General features: G+C 63.2%; 9 protein-coding genes and 1 pseudogene. 4 read left to right on the plus strand and 6 right to left on the minus strand.

Annotated elements, in window-relative coordinates; translation table 11 throughout:
* Position 1: 1 nt before the first annotated feature.
* The 3 genes from FJ979_RS12185 to FJ979_RS12195 all read right to left on the minus strand — a co-directional run bounded on the left by FJ979_RS12185 (position 2) and on the right by FJ979_RS12195 (position 3,633).
* On the minus strand, positions 2-964 hold the full coding sequence (locus FJ979_RS12185; protein ID WP_140515064.1) for an ABC transporter permease: 963 nt from the start codon (positions 962-964) through the stop codon (positions 2-4).
* Positions 965-973: 9 nt separating this feature from the next.
* Positions 974-2,485, minus strand: a complete 1,512-nt coding sequence (locus tag FJ979_RS12190; RefSeq protein WP_140581177.1) for a sugar ABC transporter ATP-binding protein — start codon at positions 2,483-2,485, stop codon at positions 974-976.
* A gap of 68 nt (positions 2,486-2,553) precedes the next feature.
* Positions 2,554-3,633, minus strand: a complete 1,080-nt coding sequence (locus tag FJ979_RS12195) for a substrate-binding domain-containing protein (protein ID WP_140560417.1) — start codon at positions 3,631-3,633, stop codon at positions 2,554-2,556.
* A gap of 322 nt (positions 3,634-3,955) precedes the next feature.
* On the opposite strand from FJ979_RS12195, the gene FJ979_RS12200 reads away from it, so the two are divergent.
* Together FJ979_RS12200 and FJ979_RS12205 are read left to right on the plus strand one after the other, a co-directional pair.
* Positions 3,956-4,606 carry an SGNH/GDSL hydrolase family protein gene (locus FJ979_RS12200; protein ID WP_140566495.1) on the plus strand — a complete coding sequence of 217 codons (651 nt, stop codon included), beginning with the start codon at positions 3,956-3,958 and terminating at the stop codon, positions 4,604-4,606.
* An 81-nt stretch (positions 4,607-4,687) separates the two neighbouring features.
* Positions 4,688-5,758: an ROK family transcriptional regulator gene (locus FJ979_RS12205; protein WP_224684945.1), complete on the plus strand. Its 1,071-nt coding sequence runs from the start codon at positions 4,688-4,690 to the stop codon at positions 5,756-5,758.
* On the opposite strand, the gene FJ979_RS12210 is transcribed toward FJ979_RS12205, so the two are convergent.
* Positions 5,752-6,546: a class I SAM-dependent methyltransferase gene (locus FJ979_RS12210; protein WP_246679302.1), complete on the minus strand. Its 795-nt coding sequence runs from the start codon at positions 6,544-6,546 to the stop codon at positions 5,752-5,754. The two genes, FJ979_RS12205 and FJ979_RS12210, sit on opposite strands and share 7 nt — an antisense overlap.
* A gap of 283 nt (positions 6,547-6,829) precedes the next feature.
* Here FJ979_RS12210 and FJ979_RS12215 point away from each other — a divergent pair.
* Positions 6,830-8,370 (plus strand): annotated as a pseudogene (locus FJ979_RS12215) (alpha/beta fold hydrolase).
* A 160-nt stretch (positions 8,371-8,530) separates the two neighbouring features.
* Here the strand turns inward: FJ979_RS12215 and FJ979_RS12220 are convergent.
* Together FJ979_RS12220 and FJ979_RS12225 are read right to left on the minus strand one after the other, a co-directional pair.
* On the minus strand, positions 8,531-9,058 hold the full coding sequence (locus FJ979_RS12220) for a cytochrome c (protein WP_140581179.1): 528 nt from the start codon (positions 9,056-9,058) through the stop codon (positions 8,531-8,533).
* Between the two features lie 121 nt (positions 9,059-9,179).
* Positions 9,180-10,304, minus strand: coding sequence for an acetylserotonin O-methyltransferase (locus FJ979_RS12225; RefSeq protein WP_224619146.1), 1,125 nt, complete (start codon positions 10,302-10,304; stop codon positions 9,180-9,182).
* A 1,008-nt stretch (positions 10,305-11,312) separates the two neighbouring features.
* Between FJ979_RS12225 and FJ979_RS12230 the strand changes: the two genes are divergently transcribed.
* Positions 11,313-12,338 (plus strand): PLP-dependent aminotransferase family protein, encoded by a 1,026-nt coding sequence (locus FJ979_RS12230; protein ID WP_210241469.1) that lies wholly within the window; start codon positions 11,313-11,315, stop codon positions 12,336-12,338.
* The last annotated feature ends 12 nt before the right edge of the window (positions 12,339-12,350 follow it).

A 12,350-nucleotide genomic window follows, 5' to 3' on the forward strand; every position in this document is an offset into this window, starting at 1 on the left:
CTCAGAGCCCCATCTTCTTGCGGGATTGCAGCCCGACCACGGCCAAGAGAATGCCGCCCTTGATCGCCGTCTGGACAAAGGGCGAGACGTTGGCGAGGTTCATGCCATTGGCCAGCAGTGCCATCACAAGCGCGCCGATCACCGTGCCGTGCAGGCTGCCGATTCCGCCTGAAAGCTGGGTGCCTCCAAGTGCCACGGCGGTGACCGTGTCGAGTTCGAAAAGCAACCCGACATTTGGATCACCCGACACGATGCGCCCGGCCAGGAAGACACCGGCAACGGCCGCGAAACAGGAGCAGACCACATAGGCGAGGATGATGTTGCGGCGATCGGAGACGCCGAAATTGCGGGCAGCGCTTTCGGCCCCCGACGCGATGCCGCCGCCGATCGCAAACAGATGCAGGCCGTATCGCGATCCGTAGAGCAGCTTCCAGGCCAACAGCATCACGACGATTCCCCAAAAGACCGGATAAGGAATACCGAGGAAACTGCCTGAGACGGCAGCAATGACGATCTCCGGAACGGTGCCGCCGGAGACGGGACGCAAGATGCGCGTGATGCCAAGGACAATGTACTGCGTCGATAGCGTGGCGATGATTGGATGGACGTTGAAACGGGTGATCGCCAGGCCGTTGATCAGCCCGATGAATGCGGCCAGCACGAAGACCGCCGGGATCAGCACGATCGCCGGCTGGTCGAGCGCCAGCACCGCCGTCGTGAAACTGATGACCGAGCCGACCGATAGATCGAGCCCGCCGACGAGCACGACAACGAGTTGTCCGGCCGCCGCGATGACCAGCGGCATCGCCTGCGCAACCAGGTTGAAAAGGTTTTCGGCCGTTGCGAACTGCGTCGTCTGAACCGACAGCCACAGCGAAATGAGCAAGGCAACCAACAATGGCAGGCCCCATTGGCCCTGCCGTGTGTTCCGGCCACTCACGATGTTGGACAGGCTACGATACATGGAAGGCCCCTAGTGCCGGCGCGCCGAGCCGCCCGTCAGGGCCGCGTCGAGGATCTTGTGCTCCGTCGCCTGTGCTGCCGGCATTTCGGCCACGACTGTGTCGTGGTGGACGACATAGATGCGGTCGCACAGCCCGATCAGTTCGATCGTCTCGCGCGACAGCGCCAGCACCGCGCCACCCTTGCGGGTGAAGTCGCGCAGCAGATGGTAGATCTCGGACTTGGCGCCGATGTCGACGCCACGGGTCGGCTCTTCCACCAGGAGAAGATCGAGATCCGCGGCGAGGTAGCGGCCGAGCAGCACTTTTTGCTGATTGCCGCCCGACAGCGAACCGACCGGAGCGGACGGCCCTGTCGCCTTTATGTTCATGACATCCATCATGCGGGCGATGACGCTTCGATAGGGCCGCGCCGGCGCAAGTTCGCGTCGCCTCGAATGCAATCCGATGGCGATGTTGTGGGCGATCGGCAAAGCGAGAAAGAGCCCCTCCTCCTTGCGGTCCTCGGGGACGAAACCGACCTTCAGCTGCTGCAAATGGCGAACGCCTGATGATGTCGAGAGCGGCATGTCGAGCGTTTTGCCGTTGATGGAAATCGTCCCGGCAAAAGGATGGTAGCGGCCGATGAGGGAGCGCAAGAAGCGCTGCTGGCCCTGTCCCTCAAGCCCGGCGAGGGCGACGATCTCGCCCTTGTGCAACGTCAGCGACAGAGGCTGCGATGTCTCGGTGATCCTGAGATTCTCGACGCGCAGGATTTCGCCGCCCCTGTCGCCCGTGCGATCTGGGAACAGGTCCTGGAGTTCGCGCCCGACCATCATGGCGATGAGTTCGTCTGCGGTGATCTCGGACACCGTTCTGGTGCCGACCAGTGCGCCGTCCTTCAGCACCGTCACAGTGTCGCACAGCTCGAAGATTTCCTCCATGCGATGCGAAATGTAGACGATTGCCTTTCCCCTATCGCGCAGGCGGCGGATATTGCGGTTGAGCACATCGACATCGGCCGCGTTGAGCGCCGCTGTCGGCTCGTCGAGAATAAGCACGCCGGCGTCGGCCTGGATGCAATGCGCGATCTCGACGAATTGCCGCTCGGCAATGGTCAGGTTGGAAACGAGTTGCGAGGAGTCTAGCGTGAGACCGAGTTCGCCGAGTGCCTTGGCGGTTCGGCTGTTCATCGCGGAATAGTCGATCGAGCCGAACCGGTTCGTCGGCTCCCGGCCGAGAAACATGTTCTCGGCGATCGACAGATTAGGCAGCAGCGAGTGTTCCTGGAAAACGGTCGAGATGCCGGCATCGAGCGCGGCGCGCGGTGACTTCAGATCGAGCTTTTCCCCATTCATGAAGATCCCGCCGGAATCGGGCTGATACACGCCCGCCAGGATCTTCATCAAGGTCGATTTTCCGGCGCCGTTCTCGCCCATCAGGGCGTGAACGCTGCCGGCCTTCAGATCGAGGGAAACGGAGTGGAGCGCCTTGCTTCCCCCGAATGCCTTCGAAATGTGCGACATCTCGATAAGATTGGCCACTAAACCCTCGCTTCACCACTGGAAGGGCCCGCGGGGACGCTTGTCCACTCCCCGCCGGCCACGGCGTGTCACTTCTTGCCGTAATATTCCTTGAGCTTGTCTTCGGGGAGTTCGCTCGGCCACCAGACATTGGCCGTCAGGTCGTCGCGATAGTATTTCGCGGCCTTGTCCTTGTCCCAGCCATCAGGGTTGTAGACATAGCGCTTGTAGAGTTGCTTGCCCTCGAGCAGGGCTACAGCGGCGCGCACGCCGGCAGCACCCTGGGCCGGGCTGTATTCCGGAGAGATCGACTTGAATCCATCCGTGATCCACTGGCCGAAATAGCCATTGTTGCCCTCGCCCGAAATCGGCGGGATCGGCGTGCCGAACTGCTTGAAGACATCGACGCAGGCGCGCGTCATGTCGGCGCCGGACGACCAGATGCCGTCGACCTGCGGATTGTTCAGATAGAGCGTCTCGCACAGCTTCTTGGCCTTGTCATACTGCCAGTCGCCATGCTCCTCGGCGATGATCTGCACATGTGTGCCCTTGAGCGATTCCAGTAGCCCATTGTAGCGGTTGGTGTCTTCCGGGTGGCCGGCAAGGCCGCGCAGGACCCAGATCTTGCCGTTGTCGCCAACGGTCTTCACCAGCCAGTCGCCCATTACCTTGCCGAAGTGCTCGGCTCCCCCTTGGATTTCGGTGGTGTAGGCATCGGAATCGATGCGGCCGGTGTGAAGGATGACGGGGATGCCGGCGGCGACCGCCTTGGCAATGCTGGCGTTGGCCGACGTGCTGGTCACCGGCTGAACGATGATCGCGTCGACATGCTGGGCGATCAGATCCTCGATATCGGCTACCTGCTTCTTCTGATCGAAGCCGGCATCGAGGAGGATGAACTTCGAGATGCGCTTGTCCTTTGCCGCGGCATTTTCCGCCTCATGCGCGACCTGCACGGTCCAGGTGTTGGCGTTGACGCCGAAGTCGCTCATTCCGATGACCCAAGGGGGATCCTTCTTGAATGCGCCGGCCTCGGTCATGCGCGTGTCGTCGGGGCGCGGCGCGACGCCGTCCATCAGCTTGACATCTTCCGCGTGCGCCAGGGACGTTACGGCAAGCGCTGATACAACGAGCATCCCCAGCCCGACGGTTTTCAGCAATCCTAACATTGAACTCCTCCTTGTGGTTGCTCCGGCCGTACGGACGCGCACGGGCCGCGAGACGCTCTCCCGATGCATGCTTGTCGTCGCGAACCGACCTATGCACGCAATTCTCCCGCCCCCGAACACATGTGTGTCGAGGCCCAATTTCGGCTGGACAATGATGACGGTCGAGAACTCCTCCGGGCACTTTAGAAGCATAGTGGGTTTGACCTGTCAATAGTTAGTCATGTTGAATGACTATTCCGTTGCTTGCCTTTCGCCACTCCGCTATTCATCATGAAGAGCGCTCGTCCTGCACCGGCGCGCGGTCAGTCCCGGCGGGAAAATCATGCGATCAGTCTTGTGCTACGGCGACTCCAACACGCACGGCCAGATCCCCGGCAAGGGGCCGCTCGAGCGCTATGGCCCGGCTGAGCGCTGGCCGGGGATACTGCGCGCTCAGCTAGGCCCCGACTGGTATGTCATCGAGGAAGGATTGAGCGGTCGAACCACCGTCCACGACGATCCGATCGAGGGGACACACAAGAACGGTAGAACCTATCTCCGCCCCTGTCTGCAGAGCCATGCGACGCTCGACCTCGTCATCATCATGCTCGGCACCAATGACCTCAAGATCCGCTTCAACAAACCGCCGTCGGAAGTGGCTATGGGCATCGGCTGCCTTGTCTACGACATCAAGGAACTGGCGCCCGGTCCGGGCGGCACCACACCCGAAATCATGATCGTCGCACCGCCGCCGATGCAGGACGACGTCAAGGAGTGGAAGTCCATCTTCGCCGGCGCACCGGAGAAATCGCGGCTGCTGGCGCTCGAGTTCGAGGTGCTGGCGGATTCGCTCGAACTGCACTTTTTCGATGCTGGCTCGGTGGTGTCCTGCAGCGAAGCGGACGGATTTCACATCGATGCCGAAGCGCACAGACTGCTTGGCATCGCACTCGCCCGCGCGGTCGATGCGATCGGCTGGAGCCGCTCGACATGAGCAACCATACCGCCGCCCGGCAATGCGCTCTTACCGATGGGGCGACCCTTGCCTGACATGAGGTTTGCACCACCCAATCCCTTGCGCATCGCCGATCGTGCGAGCGGGCTGAACGCGTTGAGCGTGCGCAGCTACAACGAGCGTCTGGTGCTGTCGCTGCTGCTTCAGAACGAGGGCATATCGCGGATGGAAATCGGCGAGAAGACCGGTCTGTCGGCGCAGACGGCCTCGGTCATCGTCCGCTCCCTCGAACAGGAAGGGCTGGTCTCGCAGGGCGAGGCGCAGCGCGGCCGTGTCGGGCCCCCCACCATCCCGCTTTCACTCAACCCGGAAGGCGCCTACGCGGTCGGCGTCGGCTTCAGCCGGCGCAGGATCGACATCGCGCTCATCGACTTCATCGGCACCGTGCGCTTCCACACGCAGTTGCCCGCGGATGAAGCCAATCCGTTTCCGCAAAGCAGCGATTTGCTTGCGACGATCAGGCAAGCCATGACGAGCCTGCCGGTCGAGGCGCGCAGCCGGGTCGCGGGTATCGGGCTGGCCGTTCCCGATGAGGTCGACGCCATGGCTGCAACCGGCAACGGATCGAGCACGTCCCTGAAGGCTTTGCAAAGCGAGATCGAAGAGCAGATCAAGCTGCCGGTCTTCGTCCAGAACGACATCACCGCGGCGGCCGGCGGCGAGAGCATGTTCGGCGTCGCAAAGCCGCTGAACGACTATTTGTTCTTCTATCTCGGAGCTAGGCTGCAGAGCAGGCTCATCCTCAACCACCAGATCTATAAGGGAAACTCCAGTGCCAGCTTCGATCATGGCCTCATGCGCCTGGAAAGCGAACTGGCCATGCGCGGACGCTCGTCCGAAATCATCTGGAGCAGCAGCCCTGAGTGGCCTGATCTTGGAGAGGCCTACACCGAATGGCTGGGGGAATGCTCAAACCGCCTGAAAGCATCGATCTCGGCGCTGACCCAGTTTGTCGAGTTCAGGACGGTCCTCCTGTCCAGCTATGCGCCGCAGAAAATCGCCAAGGCCTTGTGCGCCGATATCGGCCGGGAATTTGCCGCTGTCCAAGCGTTGCCAGCGCGGGTGACCATCAGCCCGAAAGCCGTCGGCGCAGCCAGCCTGCCGTTCAGCTCGCGGTTTATGATTCAATGATCGGAACGCTGATAACAGAAGGGTTGCAAAGCCCCATCTGAGACGTGGATGCACCCGGTTTGAATGTCGGCTAACTCCGGTGCGAGAAGCTGTCCCTCACGCCATCTTCTGTGACCTCGCGCATCAGGAACGGGATGCCGACGACCGTCATCGGCAATTCCGCGCGGAAGCGGATGTGCGTGGGACCTCGTAATGCACGATCTGGCCTGGGGTGATGGCCCGTCACCCTGTCGGAGCACCGCGACGCCGGCGTAGTGGCTTCCCAATTGCCAGAAGGGCAGCGGGAACCGCCCGCGCTCCTCTTCAACGATGCGGAAGCCCGCCTCTCGGATCAAGTGCAGCGGTTGGCGGTTGAGATGACAGCCGCCGGCGATCTGTCCCCACGGCTTGTTCAGCCGCTCCTGCCATCTGCGGCCGCGCGGCCCCTCGGCCTGGCCGTGCTCGATGAAGATCAGCCGGCCCATAGGTTTCAATATGCGGCGGATCTCGGTCAGCGCCGCGTCAGGGTCGGGAATGGTGCAGAAGGCATAGGTGACGACGACCGTGTCGGCGAGGTCATCGATCAAGGGCAGCCTTTCGCCGCTGGCCCGGATGCAGTCGACGTCGAACGGCAGGGAACGGATCTTCGGTTCGGCCAGGCCAAGCATTGTGCCGTCGGGATCGATGCCGACCAGCCGCTCCACCCTGGCGGCGTCGTAATAGGGAAGGTTCAGGCCGGACCCGAAGCCGACTTCGACGACAATGCCCTGCGCCCGCGGGATCAGGCGCCTTCGCATGCGCGCGAACACGTTTGCCGAACAGCCGGCGTGGACGAGGTAGGGAGCAATGCAGCGTGCGTACCAGGAGAGACAGGATTGGCACATGTCTCAGCCTCCTTTCCCTGCGTTCTTGACGCCGATGGGAACGCCACCCCCGGCAATGGCCTCGGACGTGCAATGCTGGCTGAGAGTATTGACCGGTGACATTCCTCGCTCCAAGGAGTCTCCTGATCGGGCCCGATCGGCCCGACGTCGTGGGATGGATAGAAGGCCGGCGTCCCCTGAACGTCCCCGCTCGGCCGCGTACGGGTCGATGGAAAGATTGGAGTTCCGACTTCTGGGGTTTCCGGAGTTCCGTCTGAACGGGCAGCCGGTGGAGCTCGCCTTGCGCAAGGCGGCCGCGCTCCTCATCTATGTCGCCGAGGCCGGCGGGCCCGTGGCGCGCGAGGTCGCCGCCACGCTTCTGTGGCCCGAAACCGACGAAGAAGCCGCACGAGCACGCCTTCGGCGCACACTGCATAAAATTCGCATCGCGTTCGGCACGGAGGTCATCGCCGCCACGGGGGCATCCCTCAGCCTACACCCGGCGCTTTTCGTCGAGCTCGACTCCAAGATTTTCGAGCATGCCTGCAATGTCGGCCCGCTCGACGAGGCGGCCGACATCTATAAGGGCGACTATCTCGGCGGCTTCTCACTCCCGGATTGTCCGGAATTCGACGAATGGGTCTCAGGCGCGAGGCCTTGCGTAGCCGACTGGTGCAGACGCTGGAGCGTACCATCGAAGCGAAGATCGCCGGCGGCGAACCACGCAGCGGGGTGGTGCATGCGACGCGCCTGGCGGCACTCGACCCCTTGAGCGAAAGTGCGCACCGTCACCTGATCCGCGCCCACCTGGCGGCCGGGGACAGGGCGGCAGCCGAGCGCCAGGCCGAAAGCTGTGTCCGGCTGTTACGAGACGAACTCGGCGTAGCGCCGGACCCGGCCACGCTTGCCCTGGTGCGGGAGCCAACTCAAGATGTCACTTTGGACGTGCCCAGGACGCGCTACGTCGAAGTAGACGGCATCCATCTCGGCTATCAGATCGTCGGCAGCGGACCGACGGACATCGTGCTTGTTCCCGGCTTCATTTCGCATGTCGAGCGTATCTGGGAAGACAGACGCTGCCGCGCCTGGATATCAGCGGTTTCGCGCTTGGGCCGCCTGATCCTGTTCGACCGGCGCGGCATGGGACTTTCCGACCGTGTCGGTGTCCGTGCCACAGTCGAAACGACAGCGCAGGATATTCTGGCAGTCATGAACGCGGCCGGCAGCAGCCGGGCCTTGCTCATCGGCGCCTCGGAAGGCGGGCCGGGTTGTGTCCGTTTCGCCATCGATCATCCGGATCGGCTCATCGGCCTTGTCCTGTGGGGCTCGCTCGCGAAAGGCAGCCGCGCGTCGGACTATCCCTTCGCCTTGACCGCCGCGCAATACGATCTGTGGAAGCAGCGGCTGATCGCCGGCTGGGGCGGCCCGGCGGAAATCGAGACCTTCGCCCCCAGCCTCTCCGGAGACCGCCAGGCGGAGACCTGGTGGGCGGGATTGCTCAGGGCAGCCTCCAGCCCCGGCGCGGTCGCGGGTCTGCTCGAAGCGCTGCGTGATACCGATGTCCGTTCCCTGCTCGCAAAAGTCTCGGCCCCGACGGTGGTCCTGCACCGGTCCGGCGACCGCGCCGTGCGCGTCGAGGCAGGGCGGCTCCTGGCCGCCGGGATCCCGGGCGCGCGGTTCATCGAGATCGCCGGTGACGACCACTGGTTTTGGGTCGGCGACCAACAGCCGCTGCTCGACAGCATCGGCGCGCTTGCACGAAGCAGTTGATGCGCGGATGCGGCATCTGCCGCCGTCAGTTCCGCGTGTGCAAATGGTTGTGGGGACTGGCCGCGAATGGCGAGGCCGGCGCGGATGCCATTTTGGCCATGCTCCGGGACGACGCCGGGCGGCGTCGAACACGACGTCCGGTGGAAGGCCGGTTTTCGGCCTATTTCGGTGCAGCGGCAGCGGTTCCGCCCGGCGGGATGATCCGCATCCTGGATGTCGACACCGTGTCGCCAGGCTTGAACGGGCCCGGGACCTTGTTGCTTACCGGCTTCACGCTTTGCAGGAACGCCGCGATGGCCATGGCATCGTCCGCTGTGAGATGCGCAAAAGCAGGCCAGGGCATAATCGGCGCCAGGGTGCGGCCGTCCGGCCGCTGGCCAGTCTGGATCGCAGCGACGATCTGCTCCGGGGTCCAGCTGCCGATGCCGGTCTCCCTGTCGGGCGTGATGTTTCGACCGGGAAAGACACCGACGCCAGGTATCTCAAAGCCCACATCCGAGCCGCCAAGAAAGCGCGACATATCGGGTTTGCCGAAGAAGTAGCCGGGCGTGTGGCAGTCGTTGCAGCCGGCGATCGTGACCAGGTACTCGCCACGCGCGACCTGCGCGTCGTCGGCCACGGCGACGTATGATGGAAGGGCGACGACCGAGGCCGTGAGCAATGCGAGACGAACTGACGCTGGAAACATGGTTTTCTCCCTTGGTTGTTCTTGGCTTCTCCTATGCCCTTTGTCGTGCTCCCGTCGGGGGCTGCCGTTACGCAGCCCGGCCAGCCGATTGCGGCGCACCTGATCCGCTCTACGTTGCGCCTTACGGTTTGCGGCCGATCACGGCGCCGTTCGCGGCGGGAGCATCGAACCAGACCGTCTCGACGTGCCTGAATCCGGCTTCCTCGAGCCACGCCGAATACTCGGCCGGGGTGTAGTTTCGTCCTTCCGTCTCGATCAGCATGTTGAGGCTCATCAGCGCGGCCGGCGCCGGGCCGGTCTTTTCATCATTGACGAGAAGCTCGCTGATGACGACCGCGCCGCCGCTTGGCAAAGCCTCGAAGGATCGGCGCAGCAGGGCGCGGTTCTTCGCCTCGTCCCAATCGTGCATGATCATCGACAGGAGATGCACGTCGTGATCCCCGGGAAGCTGTTCGAAGAAATTGCCGTCCGCGGTCTCGATGCGGTCGGTCAAGCCGGCCTCGGCGATCTTTCCCGCGGCGATCGCGGCCACATGCGGCAAGTCGAACACGGTCGCACGCAGCGCCCCATATTGTTTGCAAAGCTCGATGTCGTACGCGCCCGATCCGCCGCCGATGTCCAGGAGGCGGCGGAAATGACTGAGATCCACGGCTTCGCCGAGCTTGCGCGCGGTCATCGTGGAAAGCGAATGCATCGCCTCCCAGAAAAGCGCCAGCATCGTAGGATCCTCGCCCTCGAACATCGAGGATTGCACTGCCGGATCCCATGTGGTTGGCCGGTTCGTGCGCAGCGCCTCTGCAAGCCTTCCCCAGCCCGCATAGAGTCGCTTGTCGGCCATCTGCACGAAGCCACCGAAGTAATACGGCTTACCCTTCACGAGATAAGTTTCGCTTAAGGGCGTGTTGCGATAGCGGCCGTCCGTTTTCTCCAGGAGCCCAAGTGCAGCGCAGCCGGTCAACAGCATCTCGGCCGGTCGTTGATGCAGGCCGAGCGCTTCCGCCAAACCGGCAACCGTGATGGCGGCGCCGCTCGCAAGGCGGCTGAAGAGGTCCAACTCGTGCGCGGCGGCCAGAGTCTTGAAGGCCCAGAAACCGGTCGAAAGCGCCATCAGTGGGACAGCGGAAGGAAGCTCTTGCTTGGTGACGATTGGTCGGTCGGCCGCGCGCAGCCCTGTCTCGCCCGGGATCGAACCGGGCTGGTGGGCAAGTGTTGTCGTGCGCGTAGCAGAGCGCTGATGGTTGGGCATGGCACTCTCCCCAAATGTTGACGATTGGTCCGCAGCTTCCGAGCCGCGCGGTGATCTCGACGGCGCGGGTTTCGAAAATGCCGCCGATCGAATGGTCCACCAGCACGCGGCGGCGGCCTTGTGCTCGCAAGGCCGCGCCGATGGGGCGCAATAGGGTCAGCCTGGCGACCGGCGTAGGATCGGCCCCGTGGTCCGGCAGATCGATGGCATGGACCCGAATGTCCCTCAACAGCTCGGGGGACAAATCCGCGATTGCCCGACCTCTTGAGACGGATAATTGCCAAGTCTTGAGGGCCGCGACTGTGGTTTTCGGCACAGACCAAGGTAGTCGCACGCTCGACGGGTGATGGATTCGAGTCTCCGCTCGAGGCATTTCAGCCTCCCATAGCCAGCCATCCGCTTCTTCCCTTGCCGCCGAAGCAATGGTAAGGAGGCTAGAGGACCGATAGAAGTGCCAATTCATGGATTCTTGGCCAGTCCAATTCCAATTGGCATGACGACACTTGCAAGGCGCTGCCGCTAAGCCGGCAGGACGCAGGAGGACTGGTGGCAGGCTGAATTCCAGTGCCTGCGTCAGACCAATTCCAGTTGCTGAACAATGACCACCTTTCACATAAGCCTGGTCGGGCGCAAGAATCTCAGCGGCGAGATTTATCGTCAGATACGGCGCGCCGTTCTGGATCGACGGCTGCGGCCCGGCGACCCTCTGCCGCCTGGCCGCGAACTGGCGCGAACGCTTGCCGTGTCGCGTGCCACCGTGACCGTGGTTTATGAACGGCTCGCCGCGGAAGGGTTCGTGACATCCCGGCAGGGGTCTGGGACGTTCATCAGCGAATTGGTCGTGCCGGCCGGGCGAGAAAAGACCGGACGCCGATCTACCGGCGTGCTCCAGCCACGCCAGATCTGGGAGGCGATAGCCCACCACCCGCATTCGAGCCGGTTCGGTTCGACTTTCACGCCGGGTTTTGCGATGCTTCGCTGTTTCCGCACGGGGCGTGGCGGCGGTCGGTGGTTTGGGCGCTGCGTTCGGGCGAAGCGACCGCCGGCACTTACGAGCATCCCGCCGGACATCACGATCTCAGGGTCGCAATCGCCAGGCACATAGGCATCTCCCGAGGGATCGGGGCGGCTGCGGACGACATCATTGTCACAAACGGTACGCAGCAGGCACTGGATGTCCTGGCCCGCGTCCTGCTGGCACCGGGCGATGCAATTGCCATTGAAGATCCGGGCTACGGTCCTCCGAGGCATTTGTTCAAGGCCTTGGGTATTCGTGTGGTCGGTGTACCGGTGGATTGCCAGGGCCTGGTCGTTGATGCGCTACCGCGCGGAGTCGGAGCCGTGTATGTCACGCCGTCTCATCAATTTCCGCTTTCGGTGACGATGACGCTGCCGCGCCGGCAGGCGCTGCTGGCCTGGGCCGAGCGAAATAACGCGGCCATCATCGAAGACGACTACGACAGCGAGTTCCGTTTCGGGGGCCGTCCCCTCGAGCCGTTGCAGACGCTCGACGCAAAAGGCCGGGTCATCTACGTCGGCTCCTTCTCGAAGACAATGCTGCCGACGCTTCGGCTGGGCTTCATATTGACGCCGCCATCGCTGCGAGCGGCCGTGCACAAAGCGAAATTCGTCAGCGACTGGCATTCATCGACCCCGGCGCAAGCAGCGCTCGCGCGCTTCATCGATGAGGGCGCCTTTGCGCGTCACATCCGTCGGGTGAACGCAATCTACCGGGAACGGCACCAGATCATCGCGAACGCCATCGCCAATGATTTTGCCGATCATCTCGAACTCATCCGATCGACAACGGGGCTCCATCTCACCGCTCTTGCCCGGAAAATGTCGGCGGACCAGATCGCCGAGGTCGCGCGCCGCGCAGCCGATCGGAGCGTCGCCGTCCAGATCCTGTCACGGTTCGCCGTGAACGCCATACCGCGAGCCGGCATCATGCTGGGGTATGGCGCCATTCCGACGCCCCGCATCGAAGAAGGGTTGCATTTGCTGCGCGCCTGTTTCGACAGTGAACCGTCCTGACCTTCGATTTAT

The sequence above is a fragment of the Mesorhizobium sp. B1-1-6 genome, assembly GCF_006443035.1.
In the GTDB taxonomy this organism is placed as follows: Bacteria; Pseudomonadota; Alphaproteobacteria; order Rhizobiales; family Rhizobiaceae; genus Mesorhizobium.